The 18,789-nt window shown below is 42.8% G+C and carries 17 protein-coding genes; 10 read left to right on the top strand and 7 right to left on the bottom strand.

Features of this window, described 5'->3' with window-relative positions; genetic code table 11:
* The first annotated feature begins 553 nt into the window (after nt 1-553).
* The 4 genes from ettA (at nt 554) to AC1DV1_RS16355 (ending at nt 4,724) form a co-directional block, all read left to right on the top strand.
* Entirely contained in the window at nt 554-2,236 is a 1,683-nt protein-coding gene (ettA, locus tag AC1DV1_RS16370) for an energy-dependent translational throttle protein EttA (protein ID WP_477361054.1), read from the top strand.
* A 126-nt stretch (nt 2,237-2,362) separates the two neighbouring features.
* Nucleotides 2,363-2,899 (top strand): hypothetical protein, encoded by a 537-nt coding sequence (locus AC1DV1_RS16365; RefSeq protein ID WP_477361052.1) that lies wholly within the window; start codon nt 2,363-2,365, stop codon nt 2,897-2,899.
* A gap of 102 nt (nt 2,900-3,001) precedes the next feature.
* A complete protein-coding gene (locus tag AC1DV1_RS16360) occupies nt 3,002-3,547 on the top strand; it encodes a hypothetical protein (protein WP_477361050.1) in 546 nt (181 codons plus the stop codon).
* A gap of 109 nt (nt 3,548-3,656) precedes the next feature.
* Nucleotides 3,657-4,724, top strand: coding sequence for a branched-chain amino acid aminotransferase (locus AC1DV1_RS16355; RefSeq protein WP_477361048.1), 1,068 nt, complete (start codon nt 3,657-3,659; stop codon nt 4,722-4,724).
* A gap of 505 nt (nt 4,725-5,229) precedes the next feature.
* Here AC1DV1_RS16355 and AC1DV1_RS16350 read toward each other — a convergent pair.
* On the bottom strand, nt 5,230-5,787 hold the full coding sequence (locus AC1DV1_RS16350; protein ID WP_477361046.1) for a histidine phosphatase family protein: 558 nt from the start codon (nt 5,785-5,787) through the stop codon (nt 5,230-5,232).
* A 38-nt stretch (nt 5,788-5,825) separates the two neighbouring features.
* Nucleotides 5,826-6,107: an ATP-dependent Clp protease adaptor ClpS gene (locus AC1DV1_RS16345; RefSeq protein WP_147055964.1), complete on the bottom strand. Its 282-nt coding sequence runs from the start codon at nt 6,105-6,107 to the stop codon at nt 5,826-5,828.
* A gap of 113 nt (nt 6,108-6,220) precedes the next feature.
* On the opposite strand from AC1DV1_RS16345, the gene AC1DV1_RS16340 reads away from it, so the two are divergent.
* Nucleotides 6,221-7,093, top strand: coding sequence for a hypothetical protein (locus tag AC1DV1_RS16340; protein WP_477361044.1), 873 nt, complete (start codon nt 6,221-6,223; stop codon nt 7,091-7,093).
* Nucleotides 7,094-7,147: 54 nt separating this feature from the next.
* On the opposite strand, the gene AC1DV1_RS16335 is transcribed toward AC1DV1_RS16340, so the two are convergent.
* Genes AC1DV1_RS16335 through AC1DV1_RS16325 form a run of 3 tightly spaced genes read right to left on the bottom strand, consistent with a single transcriptional unit; the run spans nt 7,148 to nt 9,284 of the window.
* Entirely contained in the window at nt 7,148-7,885 is a 738-nt protein-coding gene (locus tag AC1DV1_RS16335; protein WP_477361042.1) for an SGNH/GDSL hydrolase family protein, read from the bottom strand.
* Nucleotides 7,882-8,640 (bottom strand): lipoyl(octanoyl) transferase LipB, encoded by a 759-nt coding sequence (gene lipB, locus AC1DV1_RS16330; protein ID WP_477361040.1) that lies wholly within the window; start codon nt 8,638-8,640, stop codon nt 7,882-7,884. Before lipB ends, AC1DV1_RS16335 begins: the two co-directional genes overlap by 4 nt.
* Nucleotides 8,640-9,284: a 4'-phosphopantetheinyl transferase family protein gene (locus tag AC1DV1_RS16325; protein ID WP_477361038.1), complete on the bottom strand. Its 645-nt coding sequence runs from the start codon at nt 9,282-9,284 to the stop codon at nt 8,640-8,642. Before AC1DV1_RS16325 ends, lipB begins: the two co-directional genes overlap by 1 nt.
* Before the next feature lie 202 nt (nt 9,285-9,486).
* Between AC1DV1_RS16325 and dcd the strand changes: the two genes are divergently transcribed.
* From dcd to AC1DV1_RS16310, 3 genes are all read left to right on the top strand, one after another.
* Complete coding sequence (dcd, locus tag AC1DV1_RS16320) at nt 9,487-10,023, top strand: dCTP deaminase (protein WP_477361036.1); 537 nt, start codon at nt 9,487-9,489, stop codon at nt 10,021-10,023.
* Nucleotides 10,024-10,323: 300 nt separating this feature from the next.
* The gene (locus tag AC1DV1_RS16315) at nt 10,324-13,044 is read left to right on the top strand and encodes a TonB-dependent receptor (RefSeq protein ID WP_477361034.1); all 2,721 of its coding nucleotides are present in this window, start codon (nt 10,324-10,326) and stop codon (nt 13,042-13,044) included.
* A 63-nt stretch (nt 13,045-13,107) separates the two neighbouring features.
* Nucleotides 13,108-15,531, top strand: coding sequence for a carboxypeptidase-like regulatory domain-containing protein (locus AC1DV1_RS16310; protein ID WP_477361031.1), 2,424 nt, complete (start codon nt 13,108-13,110; stop codon nt 15,529-15,531).
* Nucleotides 15,532-15,630: 99 nt separating this feature from the next.
* Here AC1DV1_RS16310 and AC1DV1_RS16305 read toward each other — a convergent pair whose 3' ends face one another.
* On the bottom strand, nt 15,631-17,058 hold the full coding sequence (locus AC1DV1_RS16305) for an L-serine ammonia-lyase (RefSeq protein ID WP_477361029.1): 1,428 nt from the start codon (nt 17,056-17,058) through the stop codon (nt 15,631-15,633).
* A 129-nt stretch (nt 17,059-17,187) separates the two neighbouring features.
* On the opposite strand from AC1DV1_RS16305, the gene AC1DV1_RS16300 reads away from it, so the two are divergent.
* The gene (locus AC1DV1_RS16300; RefSeq protein ID WP_477361027.1) at nt 17,188-17,655 is read left to right on the top strand and encodes a DUF5684 domain-containing protein; all 468 of its coding nucleotides are present in this window, start codon (nt 17,188-17,190) and stop codon (nt 17,653-17,655) included.
* The gene (locus AC1DV1_RS16295; RefSeq protein ID WP_477361025.1) at nt 17,655-18,020 is read left to right on the top strand and encodes a DUF2752 domain-containing protein; all 366 of its coding nucleotides are present in this window, start codon (nt 17,655-17,657) and stop codon (nt 18,018-18,020) included. The genes AC1DV1_RS16300 and AC1DV1_RS16295 overlap by 1 nt, the downstream gene beginning before the upstream one ends.
* Here AC1DV1_RS16295 and AC1DV1_RS16290 read toward each other — a convergent pair.
* The gene (locus AC1DV1_RS16290; RefSeq protein ID WP_274209930.1) at nt 18,002-18,745 is read right to left on the bottom strand and encodes an RDD family protein; all 744 of its coding nucleotides are present in this window, start codon (nt 18,743-18,745) and stop codon (nt 18,002-18,004) included. The two genes, AC1DV1_RS16295 and AC1DV1_RS16290, sit on opposite strands and share 19 nt — an antisense overlap.
* Between the last annotated feature and the right edge of the window lie 44 nt (nt 18,746-18,789).

Genomic DNA, 18,789 nt, shown 5'->3' with positions numbered 1-18,789 from the left:
TTTTTTTACAATATACGAACGAAACTCACCATTTTGATACAAAAAATTCAAAATAGTTTAAACATTGTGTTAATAAATTATCACGATAGCAACAAAACAGGCATTTCGTCATAACATATGCCATAAAGGCATTAACATAATATTTACCTTGTGTTCATCTATATGTACKCAAATACAAGCAAAACAGTTGCCATTTTACTGTGTTAAACGCAATTAAATACTTACAAGTATGTTTAAAGTAACATGGATTTGTATTTGGCAGTAAATATTTTTTCTGCCACCGGTTTTTAAGCGAATCCACCAATTTTATTCATATTTGTTGCGATATTCATCCTATCGTGCAAGACAAACCTTAAGATAAGAAAAATGTCATTTCGAACGAGGTACGAGGAGAAATCTTAAACAACTTGCCAAGTGCGCTTTGTATTTCGCAGGCATGGCGTACAAGATTTCTCCTCACCCCCGAGCACCAGGCCCCCAGGCTCGTTCGAAATGACACCTTTTTATTTTTGTTTAAACGATAGCATAACATCAGCATTTCAAATCAATTATAATGGCAGACGAAAAGATCATTTTTTCAATGGCTGGGGTTAGCAAAGTTTATCCCCCGCAAAAAACAGTATTAAAAAACATTTACCTATCGTTTTTTTATGGCGCCAAAATCGGCGTTATCGGCTTAAATGGTTCGGGTAAATCATCGTTATTAAAAATTATTGCAGGCATTGATAAAACCAATATAGGCGAGGTTGTTTTTTCGCCGGGCTATACCGTTGGTTACCTGAGCCAGGAGCCCGAGCTTGATCCTGAGAAAACCGTACGCGAAATTGTGGAAGAAGGCGTTGCCGAAACCACGGCCTTATTAAAGGAGTACGAAGAGATAAACGAAAAATTTGGCCTGGAAGAGTATTATGGCGATGCCGATAAAATGGACAAGCTGATGAACCGCCAGGGCGAATTGCAGGACCAGATTGACGCCGTAAACGCATGGGAACTGGACACCAAACTGGAACGCGCCATGGACGCCCTGCGCTGCCCGGAGCCGGATACCAAAATTTCGGTATTATCGGGAGGTGAGCGCCGCCGCGTGGCCTTGTGCCGCCTTTTATTAAAGGAACCGGATGTGTTACTGTTAGATGAGCCTACCAACCACCTGGATGCCGAATCGATAGATTGGCTGGAGCAACATTTACAACAATATAAAGGTACCGTTATAGCCGTGACACATGATAGATATTTCCTGGATAACGTTGCCGGATGGATCCTGGAGCTTGACCGTGGAGAAGGAATCCCATGGAAGGGAAATTATTCCTCATGGTTGGATCAAAAAGCCAAACGTTTGGCCCAGGAAGATAAAACCGAAAGCAAACGCCAGAAAACCCTGGAGCGCGAACTGGAATGGGTACGCATGGGACCAAAAGGCCGCCACGCCAAATCAAAAGCACGTTTAGGCAATTACGAAAAACTGGCATCCGAAGAAACCAAGGAACGCGAAGACAAACTGGAACTGTTTATCCCCCCAGGCCCGCGTTTGGGTAATATTGTGATTGAGGCCAATGGTGTAAGTAAATCATACGGCGATAAATTATTGTTTGATAACCTGAGTTTCTCGTTACCTCCCGCAGGTATTGTGGGCATCATAGGCCCCAACGGCGCGGGTAAAACCACGTTGTTCCGCTTGATTACCGGGCAGGACCAGCCAGATGCAGGTACCTTCCGTGTAGGCCCGACGGTAGCCTTAGGTTATGTTGACCAGATGCACGACGACCTTGACCCCAACAAATCTGTTTGGGAAAACGTTACCGGCGGGTTGGAAACCATTATGGTGGGCAACAAACCCTTAAACTCGCGTGCATACGTATCCAAGTTTAACTTTAACGGCGCCGATCAGCAGAAAAAAGTAGGCGTATTATCGGGCGGCGAGCGTAACCGGGTGCACCTGTCTATCACCCTCAAAAAAGGGTCGAACGTATTGCTGCTGGATGAGCCAACCAACGATATCGACGTAAACACCTTACGTGCGCTGGAAGAAGCCCTTGAAAACTTTGGCGGCTGCGCCGTAGTGATCAGCCACGACCGCTGGTTCCTCGACCGTATTTGCACCCACATCCTTGCTTTTGAAGGCAACTCGCAGGTTTACTTCTTTGAAGGTAACTACTCCGACTACGAAGAAAACCGCAAGAAACGCTTAGGTGATGTTGCGCCGAAGAGGATTAAGTATAAGAAATTGACGGTGTAAGGAAGCCCCCTCTAAATCTCCCCCTGAAGGGGGAGACTTTTGAATTGCATAGCGAATATTCCCAGACTTACGAAGTTTTAAAAACTTCGTAAGTCTTCAAGCCAAACCTGAATCCCTTACACATCAATGAGCCAATTAAACTTTTTTATAACCCGTGACGAAACGATAAGTATATTGAACGTCCTTATCGATACAGGCGAAGTTGACATCTTTATCGGAGAATCTTTTGAGGCGGAAAAACCGGAACCCGTTACCCAAATTACAGATTCAATAGATTCCAATCGCTTTATACTCTGGCTAAAAAATGAATTTAGAGAACCGAAAGGATTTAAATTAAATCAAGGCGATAACAAAGATCGATTTATGTTTGATTATTACAAAGACCCCATCATACAATTTACCGATTGTAAAAGAACACCAACATTGATCTCGCCCGGTCGTATTTTTTATAAGGCCGGATGGGTAGAACATGAAGCACTAAGGCAGAAGCATAAAAATTGGGGCATAAGAGTATCACGTTTAATTGATAAAAGGCTCGATAAATTGAACAGCATCTGGAGAATATCTGATGATGTAAAAGATTGGGTGGTAAATGGCGGTAATTTAGAATTAGGGCCGGGTGGGAAGATTGTTTATAAAGATAACCTTACATCAATTAGGTAGGCACGGGGCAAATCAAGAACGATTAGCGCTGATCTCGATTTGCTATCTACAGAAAGTAAGTCCCTGCGCTTAAAATTAGAACTCTTCAATCAGTACTTATTTGTGAAAAAACACATTGCTCCTCTCAAACAAGTCGACAATCAACATAGTAAAATATTTTTTACTATACTATTTTTTATTGGATTGGCGTCAACCATATTTGAAATACATGTTTATCAAAAAACATTCATTCCAATATACATCCCTGTTTCCTTATATATTATTAGCGGGGTACTTTCAACACCGTTTTTTCTTAACACCCTTCGGCAAACTTTAGACGGAAGTGGATTACTCTGGCAATATGTGTTTAATACAATTTCCTGGGGAGGCGTAGTTGCCGCCCTTTTTATGGCCGTCAATTTTTACTGGGGAAAAGGAGACATATATTCTGTAACCTTGCCTATTTTACATTCAGAGCATTCCTATAGTAATAGAAATGGCTGTTATATCCTTAATATAAAAGTTGAATATGAAGAGGTGCAAAGAGATCTGGTATTTTCATGTGACACCTCAAACCTTAAAAATCTTGACATAGTCATACTCACGCTCGACAAAGGTTTACTTGGATATGATGTTATAAAAAATCAAAAGTTCTTAAAGAAGAATTAATAACTCTTCAACCCTCCGTCAAAAAAACACACTTAGTATCAATTCCTTAACTTAACTCATTAAAAAAATCCCTAACTTGCCGTTTTCTAATAAATAATACTTTAAGGCCATGACAGAGACGCTGGACATCAAGATCACCAAGACCACGCATTCCCGTTTAGCAGAAACGGATTTTGACAACTTACCTTTCGGAAAAACATTTTCTGACCACATGTTTGTGGCCGATTATGCTGATGGTGAATGGAAAAACCTGCAGGTCGTTCCCTACGGCGAGATTGGTTTAAGCCCGGCAATTTCGGCCTTACATTACGGCCAGTCATTTTTTGAAGGTTTAAAAGCCTACAAACATGCCGATGGAAAGGTTACCATTTTCCGCCCTGATAAAAACGCTATCCGTTTTAACAAATCGGCAGAAAGGCTTTGTATGCCTACCCTGCCCGAAGAAATATTTTTACAAAGTATGGCCGCCGTGGTTGACCTTGACCGCGACTGGGTGCCATCAAAACCAAACCATGCTTTATACATCCGCCCGTTCATGTTTGCTACAGACCCTTACCTGGGCGTAACGCCATCGGCAACTTACAAATACATGGTATTGTGCGGCCCGGTTGGCCCGTATTTTTCAAAAACACTGCGCGTAAAAATTGAAACCTATTACACCCGCGCTGCCGAAGGCGGTATGGGCTACGCAAAAGCTGCAGGTAACTACGGAAGTTCGATGCTGCCCGCACGCAAAGCGGCAGAAGAAGGCTTTGACCAATTGATATGGACAGATGCCAAAGAACATAAATACGTTGAAGAAATGGGTGCCGCAAACGCCATGTTTATGCTGGATGGCAAACTGATAACCGCCGAAGCAAAAGACACCATTTTAGATGGCGTAACCCGCGATACGGTTATTGCTTTGGCCAAAGAGTGGGGCATCCCGGTTGAAACCCGCAAAGTTTCGGTTGCCGAAATTATTGAAGGCGCCAAAACCGGCAAACTGACTGATGCTTTTGGCGCAGGCACAGCCGCAACCATAGCATCAGTAGGCTCTATCAGTGTTGATGGCGAGGAGTATTTCCTGAGCGATCCAAAAACACGCGAGTTTTCGCAAAAAGTATTGGCCACCCTTGATGCCATTAAATACGGCCGTGCCGAAGATACTCACAGCTGGAATTATTTGGTTGGATAATCAGGATATTGTTATAAGTTAAAAAGGTGCTCTGATAGGCACCTTTTTTGTTTGTTATCGTGCTATTACCACCCCTCATTGCGAATAATTGATTATAAAAATACGTTTTTTTTGCCAAGACTTTCGTCGTCCTCAAATCGTCAGCAGAACAGCATAGGGAGTTTTTGCAGTGTAGGGCTAAGTGCACCGGGGGCAAAATAATCCCAGCCCAGGTTTTGGCCGTTTTGCAGGGCAAAGGCCAGTGCTGCAAAGAAGCATTTCTGATGACTTGATTTTTGGTTACTTTGTATCAAGACAAAGTAACAGCCCTCCCGCGGCAATTGAGCGGGCCGATGCTGTCGTTACAACTATCTATTGGGAGTACCCAAATAGCTTTCGCTGCATAGTTTGGAGATTGCTTCGTACCTCGCAATGACGGTCTCGAGAAAGCTGTGATACCCATATATGTTATTACTGTTTTTTACAGCGTAGACTGGTGGTCACACACAATGACGATTTTATTAACCTACAAACTACAATTCCCTACCGGCTTTATCCCCTCTTTATCCTTTGTTAAAACTGGTTCACCATTTTTAAAGGTTACAATCCATATACTATCGTAATCGTCATCGAGCCAATCCATCCCTTTAACTTTAACGCCCAGGGCTTTTATTACCGGTTTAATATAGTTGTGTTCCCAAACAACCAGGATGGTGCCTTTTTTGCCTTCCAGGTCATCGGCCAGGTCTTTGGCGTCTTCCTCCTCAAACTTGGTATTAACAGGTAAGTTATATTTGCTGGCAAAGGGCGAAGCAGTCTGGAACATTCTTGCTCTTGGGGTTGTTTTACCTAGATGCAGTGCAGGTACATAAATTTGAGCGGGCAACCCAAATTTGGCTTTCAAAACTTCAGGAAGTTTAAGGGCACGATTTAGGCCTATACAGGAAAGGTTATCACCATCAGCAGGCTTCTCGGCATGCCGTATAAAAATCAGTTTAAGATTTTTGTTTTGTGCTTTAACGTTGTACGTTACCAGGCACAACAGCAATAAAACTATGGCGGGGAGTATGGCGTATCTTTTCATATAAGGCAAGATACAATTCCTGAAGTGCTGTCAAAAATTTAATCAACCGATACGGTCAATCCTTCTTGCTGAAGAATTTTACGGTATATCTCCATTTCGGTAAACGAGCCTTCCAACACTGCGCATTTGCCTTCGTTGTGTACCTTCCAGGCAATTTTCTCGGCCTGCGATTCGGAGTAATCCAGGTACTTCATCATACAATGGATCACATGGTCAAACGTGTTGAAATCATCGTTCCATAATATCAGGCGGTGAACTTCCTTAAGTCCTGCCAGTAATTCTTCGAGGGTAAATGTTTCTTCCTGTGTTTCAGTTGGCATACGTAACTACAAAATTACTCAAAAACAATAATAAAAATAGTAAAATCGTGTTCAATTCACTTAAAAACATACCCCAACGGTGTGCCTGCTACACACCGGACAATCTAAACATCATGAAAAAAATCGCTGTTTGCATTATCATCCCATTAGCAGTACAAGTTTTTGCCATTGCCACGGCAAACGCACAGGCATCAAAAAACGGCCCGACGAGGCTACAAGCCCCACCTCCAACCATAACAATAGACGGTGATGACAAAGATTGGGGCGATAGCCTGCGCTACTTTAACGAAGACCGGAAACTAAACTACGCTTTGGCTAATGACCAGGCAACCCTTTACGCCGCCATCAAAATAACCGATAAAATGGATCAGATGCGCACGCTGAATGCAGGCATCACCCTAAGCATTGATAATAAAGGTAAAAAGAAAGAAAGCTTCTCGCTCACCTTCCCCTTAGCCGAACCGGGCAGCAAACCCGATTTTGGCAAGCGCCCCGACGACAATACCGAAGTTACCCAGCAAGACCGCGACGATTTGCAGCGCGAACGCATAACCAAGCTGCGCGATATTAAGGTGGTTGGGTTTAAAGATATTGAAGGCGACATGATCACTACCTCAAATACCTACGGAATTAAAGCAGCCATTGATTATGATGCCGAAGGTAACCTCATTTATGAAATGGCCATACCCCTGAGTTTTTTTCATGCTGATGATCAATTTAAAACCGAATGGGCTTTCAATTTTAAAATAAACGGCATCCAAAAACCAAAAGGCGACGGAACGGAAAACAATGGTGAACGGCAAGGTGGCAGCATGGCCGGCAGCGGTGGTCGCGGAGGACGGGGCGGCGGTACGGGAGGTGGCGGCGGACGTGGAGGCAGAGGCGGTCGCGGAGGCGGCTTTGGCGGCGGCGGTGCCGAAGGCAGCCGCAGCGAACTATCCAAATCAACCGATTTTTGGACTAAGTTTTTTCTTAATAAAAATTAACAATTTATTACCGGGCCTGGGTTTAAACCGATCAATACCGGCTTAAACCCGGGCCTATTTTTTTAGCTGCTCCTGCATTTCCGGTATCAATTTTAATACCCACTGGTAGTACATTTTGGCAGATGGATGCAAGCCATCATTGGCCAGCAGGGTAAGATCAAACGCTGCCTGCTTTGATATAGGGGTAATATCTACATAATTAACCCCTGCCTTTTTGCTTTCATCCAGGTTGATGGCATTAAACAGGTCTATTTCGGGACCGATAACGGCATCATTGCCATTGGCAAAGGGCGTTACACCGTAATCCGGAATAGATAAAACAAATACATGCTTTTTATTGCCTCTTGCAAACTTAATGGCTATTTTTAAAACCTCCGCAAATTTCACACGGTAGTTATCTTTACTATAGCCTCCGTATTGGTCGTTAACACCAATAAGCAAGGTTACAAAATCATATGTTTTATCATTGATAGTGCTGCTTTTAATCGCAGCTATCAGCTGGTCGGTTATCCATCCGGTACGGGCTATAATCGTCGGTTCGGTTACTTTAAACCCTGGCAGAACGGCTGCAAGCTGATAAGGGAACGACTCTGCCGCGGTAACAGACTGCCCTATAGTATATGAATCGCCAAGTGCAAGGTAGCTCAGGGTATCTGTTGCAGCGCCGGTTACCGGTAATGTATCTGCAGGCGGCGGAATGGGCCCGCTATTCATGTTTTGCATCGGGTCGGTCTTTTTTGAGCACGCGGTTAGCGCGCTTATCGAAAATAAAATTAAAAATAGTGCTTTCATGACAACATCTCCATATCAAACAATACGGAAATGTGGTGCTTAAGGATTTCTTTTACTTCATTTATATTTACCTCGTAGCCAAGTTCCTGCTGCATCGAGGTTACAGCTTTATCATCAATACCGCAAGGCACAATGTTTTTAAAATAATCAAGGTTGGGATTTACGTTAAATGCCAGCCCATGCATGGTTACCCAACGGCTGCACCGCACGCCCAAAGCGCAAATTTTGCGGGCCTTTTTGTTATCAGCATCAAACCAAACACCAGTGTAACCTGGGTAACGGCCGGCCTTTAAACCATAATCGGCCAGGGTTAATATTACAGCCTCCTCCAGCGTGCGCAGGTACAGGTGAATATCGGTAAAAAAATTATCAAGGTCCAATATCGGGTATGATACTATCTGCCCCGGACCATGATAGGTAATATCACCGCCGCGGTTAATAGGATAGTAAACGGCCTGTTTTTCTTTCAGCCCGGCTTCATCCAATAGTAAATGCTCGGCTTTGCCGCTTTTGCCTAAGGTATATACATGGGGATGTTCGCAAAAAACAAGGTAATTGAAGGTTTCGTCGGCTTCAAAGGGGTCAAATACATCGGCAGGCACCAATGTTTTAGCTGCCTCGGCATAAGCCAGCTCGTTATTACGGTTATCAAGCTTGGTTTTTACCGTTGCAGCAAACAGGTCTTCCTGCCTGCCCCAGGCCTGCTGGTAATCTATCAGGCCCCAATCCTGGAAAAATACTTTCTTATTCTTCATCACTTATCTTCTTTTACGTAGCCAATCATATAATCGGCGTATTGCATATAGCCAACTGTGTAGTCCAAATTAAGTTCATTTTTATGCAAATTGGCATTCAGCACGCCGTGGTGTTCAAAGTTAAAAGGCTCTAAAAAAATGTTATCGGCAAATGATACTTCTTTTTGCCCGTTGCATTTATAAACGGCTTCTTTGGCGCACCAGCAAACATAAAGGTGTTCTATTTTTTTATCCCCGCCAATAAAAGCAAGCTCATCTGGGCGCATAAACTTAGGGGCTATACGCTCAACTTTTTCTTTTATCTGTTCAATGTCAATGCCTACCTTATGAGTTTTACTGATCATCACCGCGGCATAATCAAACGAGTGACTCAGCGAGATATGGTATGGCAGGTTTACCAGGTAAGGTTTGCCATGTACGTCAACTTTGCAATCAATATACTCATCAGTACTCAGCATTTTACGCAACAATACGCGGGTACCCAACCAGTGCAGGTAACGCTTACTATGGCTTAGCTTTTCAACATACGCTTTCTCGGCTTCATCCAATTGCAATTGTTTGTACAGGTCATCAGCCTGCTCCTCTATTTTCCAGAGTGCAAACTCAGTATCATCATCAATACGCTGCCGGTACGCTATCGCCATAAAAGTAAAATTGCAAAATCGGACGCAAACTTATGCCAAATAAATTTAATTATAATAATTGCCATATCATATTCATAAACGATTGATTTTTAATTAACTGTATACCAAATTCTATTCAACAATCAATTTCAACAATGTTTGGTTGTTTACTATTGCCTGTTGCGGTAATTAGTCATATTTTCGCCCCTCATCAAATTTTGCTATGATATTATCTGACAAGCGCATCCTCGAAGAAATAGAAAAAGGGACCATCATTATTGAACCATTTGCGCGTGAGCAACTTGGCACAAACTCCTACGATGTGCATTTGAGTAAACACCTGGCTACTTACCGCGATAGGGTACTTGATGCCAAAAAACATAACGAGATTGATGCCTTTGAGATACCTAAAGAGGGCTTTGTACTGCAGCCCAACACCCTTTACCTGGGCGTAACGGTAGAATATACCGAAACCCATAAACATGTACCCTTTTTGGAAGGAAAATCGAGCACCGGCCGCTTGGGTATTGATATACACGCCACAGCCGGCAAAGGCGATGTTGGTTTTTGCAACACCTGGACACTTGAAATATCATGCGCCCAACCCGTGCGCGTATACGCCGGCATGCCCATTGGCCAGCTGATATATTTTGTTGTTGAAGGCGAAATTGAAACCCTGTATAACACCAAAAACAACGCCAAATACAACAACCCTACCACCCGCCCGGTTGAAAGTATGATGTGGAAGAATAAGTTTTAGGACGTTGTAAGTTGGACGTGGTACGTTGGACGTTTTTTTGGGCTAATTAACCTTTAGTCGTAAGAAATATGTTCGCTTTTTTTTCTGACTGATTAAACCTTTACCTAAACCAACAGTCAAACCGCCAACTATCCAAAACCTTTACCCATGAAAAACAAAAACCATAACTTTAAGCTCCGTTCTTTCAACGTAAAACTTATAACGTAATACGTAAAACCTAAACCGCCTGCCTCCCTTCCCGTAACACACTTGTTATAATATTATTATAATATTTTCCGTAGATTGAAAATTATTTACCTGATGAAAAACAAACGTCTTTTTACCGGTTTATTGATAACTGTTATTGCTACAGCTATATTGAGTTTTAAAGGGCCGGGCGAAGAGCTGCTGCACAAAATGGTCGACCAGCTTTATAAATGGCGGGCCGAGCATCCGCAGGAAAAAGTTTACCTGCAATTTGATAAACCAGGTTATGCCATTGGCGATGACATCTGGTTTAAAGCTTATGTAACTATCGGCAGCAAACACCAGCTCTCGGCACTAAGTGAGATTTTGAATGTAGACCTGATTGACGAAAACGACTCTGTAAAACGAAGCATCAAACTCCCGCTTATCAGCGGCCTGGCCAGCGGCGATTTTGCCCTTGCCGATTCGATGAAAGAAGGCAACTACCGCATTCGCGCTTATACCAACTGGATGCGTAACGAAAGCGATGTTTATTTTTTTGATAAAACCATCACCGTTACAAATAGCATCAGCAATAACGTTTTTACTAAAACTGCGTTTACTTATTCCACTCAAAACGGCAAACAAAAGGTAAGCGCACTTATTAGCTATAGCAACATTAACGGCGAACCTTATGTGGCTAAAGAGGTAAGCTATCACATACAACTAAACGGGAAAACCGTTTTTAAAGGCAAGGGGATTACTGATGATAAAGGCAATATTGATGCAAGCTTTATAAATACAACTAACGATTTAGCCGCCACCGGCCAAATACTAACCACCATTAAATATGCCGAGAAGAAAATGGCCGAGAAAGCCATTGCCATAAAGGCAGTATCCAACAAAATTGATGTTCAGTTTTTTCCCGAAGGCGGCAGCCTTATTAATGGGGTAAATTCAAAAATAGCATTTAAGGCTATTGGCGCCGATGGTTTGGGGGTAGATGTAAAGGGTACTATAGTAGATGAGCAAAACCAGTTAACTGCCAATTTTAATAGTACTCACCTGGGTATGGGTGTTTTCAAATTTCTGCCGACGACGGGAAAAACTTACAAGGCACGCATTACCTATCCCGACGGAACTGAAGGAATATTTGATTTGCCCAAGGCGGTTGATAACGCGTACTCCTTAGCTATTGACAATTCATATGACGACAATATTTTGATTAAAATACTGCCGGGCAAAGATTTGTTAGATAGTGCTACACCTACAGCCGGGCTTTTGCTGGTAGCGCAGGTGGGCGGCGAGATTTATTACGCAGGCAACAGTGCCGATGGCGGAAAGACTTTTACCGCCGAAGTACCCAAAAGCAAATTCCCTTCGGGTATTGTGCAATTCACTTTATTTTCAGATAAGGGCGAGCCGCTAAACGAGCGCCTGGTTTTTGTAAAAAATAACGACGATTTAAAACTGTCGTTATCTGCCGATAAGAAGAAGTATGCCCCCCGCGAAAAAGTGACCATTAGCCTGAACGCCAAAAACGTAGAGGATAAACCTGTAAGCGCCAGCTTCTCGGCCGCGGTTATAGATCTGTCGAAAGTTTCGGTTGATGAAACGGCAGAAGAAAGCATTTTATCAAACATCCTGCTTACATCCGATTTAAAAGGTTATATCGAAAAACCAGGCTACTACTTTCACAACGCAAGCGCCCAAACCGACCTTGATGCCCTGCTCCTTACCCAGGGCTATCGCCGTTTTGAATGGAAAAAAATATTGAATGACAGTTTTAGCCCTATAGTTTACAAACCCGAAAAAACTTTACAGGTATCGGGCCATTTGAAAACTTTTGGCGGCAAGGCGGTTGTGGGTGGTAAAGTGACTTTATTCACCACATCAGGAGGCATTTTTATTCTCGATACGGTATCTGACGACAAAGGAAACTTTGTTTTTAAAGACCTGGTGTTCAGGGACAGCATTCGTTTTGTAGTACAGGCACGCACGGCCAAAGACCGCAAAAACCTGGAAATTGAGCTTGATAATATTGCCCCGCAAGCCGTTGGCAAAAACAAAAACGCACCCGATGTACAGGTAAACATCAGCGATGGACAGTCAGTGTACCTTAAAAACAGTAAAAGCAAGTTTAATGAGGATATTAAATATGGTATTGGCAACCATACCATTGTTTTAAAAGAAGTGTTTATAAAAGACGTGAAGGATAAAAAAGACCTGATTAAAAACTCTAACAATTTAAATGGTGCCGGCAATGCCGACCAGGTACTTACTTACAAGGACTTTCAAAACATGGGTGGCACGTTTACCAATGCCTTACAAATGAAAATATTTGGGGTGATTTTCAAAAATGGGGTGCCCTACTCAACCCGCAGCCAAAACCAGCCCATGACCATTATGGTTGATGGCGTTGAGGTTGAAGGCGATTATTTAAATAACTTAACCACAAGTGACGTTGAAGGGGTGGAAGTTTTACGTACGATAGGCAATACGGCAATTTATGGTTTCCGTGGCGGCGGTGGCGTTTTGGTTATCACTACCAGGCGGGGCGGCGATGGCTCTGTTTACAACCGCTATGCGCCAGGTGTAGTAACCTATGCACCAAAGGGATATTATAAAGCCCGCGAATTTTATTCGCCGGCATATGACGATCCTAAAACCAATACACAGATGCAGGATTTACGCTCAACGATATACTGGAAACCTAATATTATAACGGATAAAGATGGCAATGCCACATTCTCGTTCTTTAATGCCGATGCAAAAGCCACTTACCGCATTTTAATTGAAGGGATTGATGTTGAGGGTAACCTTGGCCGGCAGGTTTATACCTATAAGGTGGAGTAAACCGGGTTGGTAGCAGTTCATTCATTGCGTACGTATCCAGAATGGTACATTTATTTTTTTAAAATGAAACTTAGCCTAACCTTCATTTTCCTGTTTACTTTATTTTACGCATTGAACAGCCTTGCCCAAACCGATTCGGCGTTTTTGGCGCGCACGGTCAATTCGCTCGAAAAATATTCATTGGCAAATCCGGTAGAGAAAGTTCATCTGCACTTTGATAAACAAGGGTATATGCCCGGCGATACCATTTGGTTTAAGGCTTATGTAGTAACCGGCGAAAACCACTCCTTATCGGCAATCAGCAATGTGGTGCATGTTGAATTACTTACGGCAAAAGATTCGGTAATAAGCCGGATGGCCATGCCTTTAAGCTCGGGCATAGGCTGGGGCGATATTGCCTTGCCCGCCTTATTAAAAACGGGTAAATATCAATTAAGGGCGTATACTAATTGGATGCGTAACGATGGTCCGGCATATTTCTTTAGCCAACAGATAAGCATAGGCGATTTACAAACGGTAAAGGCAAAAAAACAAAATATAACGGCTAAGCCCGATGTGCAGTTTTTCCCGGAGGGAGGCCTACTCATTAACGGCCTGCGATCAAAAGTAGCCGTAAAGTCGGTAGATGAAAAAGGACTGGGCGAAGACTTGGAAGGATTAGTAACAGATAATGACGACAATGAAGTAGCGGAATTTAAAACCCATCATTTGGGGATGGGGGTATTTGCTATTACACCAACAGCAGGCAAACTTTATAAAGTTAAAATAACGTGTAAAAATGGTAGCCGGTATAGCTTTGATTTACCAAAAGCACGTGACGATGGTTTTGCCATCGCCATTAATAATACACAGGCAGATAGTTTAAGTGTGCGCATAGTTGCCTCAAATAAACTATTTGAAACTCAAAAAAGCACAGGCTATTACCTGCTTGCACAATCGGGTGGTAAAATTTTTTATACAGCCGCCTTCAGGCTGGCGGCACAAAGCTTCAATACTGTTATCGATAAAAAACGTTTCCCGACGGGGATAACACGATTTACACTATTTGCTGCTAATGGCGAACCGCTTAACGAACGTGTAGTCTTTATCCAAAATAACGATGCGCTCAAACTCAACATAACACCGGTAAGCAAACCCTTAACAGCCAGGCAAAAGGTACAACTTAGCTTAGATGCTAAAACTGCCAATGGTAGCAATATTACCGGAAGCTTTTCGGTATCTGTGATCAACGAAGATTTTATACCTGTGGATGAATTGTCAGAAAACACGATCCTGAACAATTTGCTACTTACTTCGGATATTAACGGGTATATCGAGCAGCCCAACTATTACTTTACTGATATAACCGATAAAACCCGGGCCGACCTGGATATTTTGATGCTTACGCAAGGTTATCGTCGTTTTGAATGGAAACAGGTATTAGCTAATAAAGATCAACAACCGCTATTTGAAGCCGAAAAATCACTGCAGATTTCCGGATACGTAAAAACCTTAGATGGCAAACCGGTACCTAACGGCAAAGTAAAGCTGTTAACAACCAAAGCGGGCATTTTTATGTTGGATACCGTAACCAATGAAAACGGAAAATTCAGCTTTAACAGGCTTCCTGAGGATAGTGCCCGGTACGTAATACAGGCCCGCACTGATAAGGATAAAAAAAATGTAATGGTTGTGCTTGATACGCTATCCGGCTATAAATCATTGCCGTTTAGAAACACATCCGGCGAAAAGGATACGATAAAAGAATTATCTACTTACCAAAAGCAGGTTAAACAACAACTCAAACTAAGCTTAGATAAGCGCACTATACAGCTTAAAGAAGTGGTGATAAAAGACAAAAAGGATGCGCCAAAAGACATTTTTAGCCATGCAGAACATCCCGACCAGGTGATAAACGATTTTCCGAAAGAGCCGACCGGAGAAAGCCTGAGTACTTTTTTGGGCGTACGCCTGCGTGGTATCGAGATGAGGAGCTCGGCGGAAGGCGCTTCCTTTTATACTGCACGATCTATAGCTAAATATTACCCAAACCCGCCACCAATGACGGTAAAGCTTGACGGAAGTATAATTGACCCTGCCATTTTTAGCACCCTATTACTAACAGATATTGAAAGTGCCGAAGTGATAAGAACAACCGGGCAAATGGATATGACAACAGGCGCAAGGGAAGTACTTTACCTGATTTCAAGGAAACATTCGGGCGCAGTAATTAAACAATCAACTCCAGATGTTATCACATACCAATCAAACGGATTATACAAAGCAAGGGAGTTTTATTCGCCCAAATATGATAAGAACAATGAGAGCAACTCAAAGCCCGATTTGCGGACAACCATTTATTGGAACCCAACCGTTATTGTTGACAAAGGCGCTACCGAATTTGAGTTTTTTAACGCCGATACCAAAGGCACTTACCGCGTAACCGTGGAAGGAATTGATGCCGATGGTAATCTGGGCAGAGTTGTATACAGATATAATGTTGAGTAAATGATGCTCTTTCAAGCCTCCGAAATCAACCCTTTTGACCACATTGCCTCTTTATCTATCATTTGCATATCTGAAATCTGCACATTTGCACATCATTAGCTAACACTCCGGCAAACTGATAGGTATATTAATAGCCAGCCCGCCATCGGATGTTTCTTTATACTTAGAATTCATATCAAGCGCAGTTTGCCACATTGTTCTCACTACGGCATCAAGACTTACTTTAGCTTTTTCGGGATTACTTTGCAGCGCTAACTGCGAAGCCGTAATGGCTTTTATGGCCCCCATGGTATTACGTTCGATGCAGGGGATTTGCACCAGGCCGCCAATAGGATCGCAGGTAAGGCCGAGGTGATGTTCCATGGCTATTTCGGCAGCCATGAGTACCTGGCGTTGCGTGCCGCCAAGGCACTCGGTCAGAGCAGCCGCAGCCATAGCCGATGAAACGCCGATTTCGGCCTGGCAACCGCCCATCGCGGCGGATATCGTAGCCCCTTTTTTAAAGATGCTGCCAATCTCGGATGCGGTTAGTAAAAACTGGATGATCTTCTCATCGGTATTACCCTCACAAAAAACAATATAGTATTGTAATACGGCTGGGATAACGCCGGCGGCCCCGTTTGTAGGTGCGGTAACTACTCGGCCAAATGAAGCATTTTCTTCATTCACTGCCAGCGCAAAGCAGCTTACCCAATCCAATATATTTTTAAAACTATCGCCTGTTTGTCGTATAGCGATAATCCATTCCTCGTAATTATTGTAAGGCCGGTTACCCAGTAGTTTGGCATTTAGTTTGAAAGCCCTGCGGGCAACATTTAATCCCCCGGGTAACTGGCCGGTAGTATGACAGCCACGATACATGCATTCTTTTAGCGCATTAAAAATATGGAGTACACCGGCACGTGTTTCATGTTCGCTACGCCAGGCCAGTTCGTTTTCCATAACCACTTCTGAAATGCGAAGGCCGGTTTTTATGCACCAATGCAATAAATCGGCAGCAGTATCAATCGGGAACGGCAGATCGACCTCATGTTTTGACTGGGCTGATGCACCATCCTTAACTACAAATCCTCCGCCTATGGAGTAGTAGGTTTCGGATATCGCTTTGCCATTACTCAAAAACGCCTGAAAAGTGACAGCATTAGGGTGAAAAGGCAAACTTTCGTTAAACAAAAACAGCAGGTCGTCAATTACCGAAAATTCAATTTCTTTAACCCCACCCAATATCAATTTATGCGAAGAGGCAATATGGTCAATTTTCGGGGTAATCTGGTCAACCTCAAAAGTTACGGGATCATCTCCGCTTAGGCCCAGCAGTACGGCAATATCAGTGCCATGCCCCCTGCCTGTTTTTGCTAAAGAGCCATAAAGCAGTATTTGCACCTGGTTAACAACCGGCAGCACCTCCTGTAGTTGCAACGATAGTACAAACTGCTGGGCGGCACGCCAGGGCCCAAGGGTATGCGAGCTTGATGGCCCTATCCCTATCTTAAACATATCAAATACCGAAATTTGCTCCCTTACCATTGGCGTCAAATTTAAAAATAATAAGCTAACCAAGCTTTGTAATAAATATGATGGAGCGCTTAATTTTTGTTTAAAAAATTTATATTTTGCAACAACTAAAACTTATAAAAACACTCAAACCTTAAAAACATGGAAAACTACGATCCGTCAAATCCCGGGGCGCCTTTTATTTTTGCTATTATGGGTATCTTTATGATTCCCGGGCTTATAGCTGGTGTAATTTGCGCTATTGGTATGTGGAAGATATTTGAAAAAGCAGGCAAGCCTGGCTGGGCTTCATTAATTCCCATCTACAATTTAATTGTCTTACTAGAAATTATCGGGAAACCAATGTGGTGGTTAATTGTAATATTTTTTCCATGTACCAGTTTCATCTTTGCTATTTGGGCTTTGAATTTATTGAGTAAAAGTTTTGGGCAAAGTGAGGGCTTTACCGTTGGCATGATTCTGTTACCTTACATATTCTTCCCGATTCTGGGTTTCGGAAAGTATCAATACATAGGCCCCGCAGGTGCTGGTTTTGCGGGCTTCCAACCATATGATCCTTCAAAAGATTATCAGGATCCGTTTAATCCTAATACGCCACCGCAAGCTTAATGCTGCCTAATTATAGCACATTACCATTATTTTGCAGTCAGTTGGGTTTTATCCACTGGCTGCAAAATCATTTAATACCCTGCCCATTTAAATATTTAACGGGGATTGATTGCCCCGGCTGCGGCTTTCAGCGTTCCGTAGTTGCCCTTGTACAAGGCGATTTACATAAAAGCCTTGTATTATACCCTCCTGCCATTCCCCTCATTTTATTTTTTGCTTACGGCATCGCCGATAGTTATTTTAAACTCGACACCAAAAAGTTCGCGGTAAAAAAAATCTTGTTTATGATTGTTGGCAGTATAGTACTTATCAGTTACTGCATTAAAATGTATGGCATTTACCTACATTACAGCACATCTGCCTGAGCTACAATGTGGCTGTAATCTTTTATAATAGTTTGCAAAAACAACATATCGTTCATTTCGGCTGGCGGAGTTATCCCTAAAAGATCTTTGATGCGCTGTGCCATATTAAACACCAACACGCTGTTGCGATTTTTAATGTAGCTGTTTATTACCTCATTTATCAATTCAATATCTTTATCGTTAAGGCTGGCAGCAGCAGCAAAAACCGGCTGGTAATCATCGGCAGAGGGGCTGAAAGCTATATTATTGATTTTTGTACGTGCCTGGGTGCGGATGAGTGTAGTACCGGCAACCATATCGCCTACGCGCTGCGATTTATCAGATACGGCTACACTTATCAACCCACACAAATGCATTGTGCCGGGGAAAAAATCAATGATCCTGAACAGCCAGCGTAACAAGTATTGGCTAAACCTTGGCCGGGCTCCGTCAAGGCTTATCACTTTTATTTTCATGATGCGCTTACCAACACTTTGCCCGTTCATGGCAATTTCGCAAGCCAAATCATAAAACACGTATAGTGATGCATATATAATCACCAAAACGCCAATTAGTGCGCCTTCGGAATTTAGGATGTTTAACATCGACATCACGATCATTGCAGCAATGAATATCACTATAAACATGGCCATGTCAATCAGGTAAGCAACAATACGTTCGCCCAGGCCGGCAACTTCGTAGTCAATATCAATGTTTTGTGATGTGGTTATCCTTATAGTTTGCATATCATCAAATATAAACGCTAATTATGTTTTTTTTAGTTGTTATA

The sequence above is a fragment of the Mucilaginibacter sp. P4_D1 genome, from assembly GCF_056401935.1.
Note: the sequence above shows the minus strand (reverse complement) of the source record. Positions and strands in the feature narration are given on the sequence as shown.

Coding starts and splice junctions, on each gene's coding strand:
- AC1DV1_RS16335 (WP_477361042.1), bottom strand. CDS start 7,885: ATGAAAGCACTATTTTTAATTTTATTTTCGATAAGCGCGCTAACCGCG.
- AC1DV1_RS16365 (WP_477361052.1), top strand. CDS start 2,363: ATGAGCCAATTAAACTTTTTTATAACCCGTGACGAAACGATAAGTATA.
- AC1DV1_RS16340 (WP_477361044.1), top strand. CDS start 6,221: ATGAAAAAAATCGCTGTTTGCATTATCATCCCATTAGCAGTACAAGTT.
- AC1DV1_RS16290 (WP_274209930.1), bottom strand. CDS start 18,745: ATGCAAACTATAAGGATAACCACATCACAAAACATTGATATTGACTAC.
- AC1DV1_RS16300 (WP_477361027.1), top strand. CDS start 17,188: ATGGAAAACTACGATCCGTCAAATCCCGGGGCGCCTTTTATTTTTGCT.
- AC1DV1_RS16305 (WP_477361029.1), bottom strand. CDS start 17,058: ATGGTAAGGGAGCAAATTTCGGTATTTGATATGTTTAAGATAGGGATA.
- AC1DV1_RS16315 (WP_477361034.1), top strand. CDS start 10,324: ATGAAAAACAAACGTCTTTTTACCGGTTTATTGATAACTGTTATTGCT.
- AC1DV1_RS16310 (WP_477361031.1), top strand. CDS start 13,108: ATGAAACTTAGCCTAACCTTCATTTTCCTGTTTACTTTATTTTACGCA.
- ettA (WP_477361054.1), top strand. CDS start 554: ATGGCAGACGAAAAGATCATTTTTTCAATGGCTGGGGTTAGCAAAGTT.
- AC1DV1_RS16295 (WP_477361025.1), top strand. CDS start 17,655: ATGCTGCCTAATTATAGCACATTACCATTATTTTGCAGTCAGTTGGGT.
- AC1DV1_RS16325 (WP_477361038.1), bottom strand. CDS start 9,284: ATGGCGATAGCGTACCGGCAGCGTATTGATGATGATACTGAGTTTGCA.
- lipB (WP_477361040.1), bottom strand. CDS start 8,640: ATGAAGAATAAGAAAGTATTTTTCCAGGATTGGGGCCTGATAGATTAC.
- dcd (WP_477361036.1), top strand. CDS start 9,487: ATGATATTATCTGACAAGCGCATCCTCGAAGAAATAGAAAAAGGGACC.
- AC1DV1_RS16350 (WP_477361046.1), bottom strand. CDS start 5,787: ATGAAAAGATACGCCATACTCCCCGCCATAGTTTTATTGCTGTTGTGC.
- AC1DV1_RS16355 (WP_477361048.1), top strand. CDS start 3,657: ATGACAGAGACGCTGGACATCAAGATCACCAAGACCACGCATTCCCGT.
- AC1DV1_RS16345 (WP_147055964.1), bottom strand. CDS start 6,107: ATGCCAACTGAAACACAGGAAGAAACATTTACCCTCGAAGAATTACTG.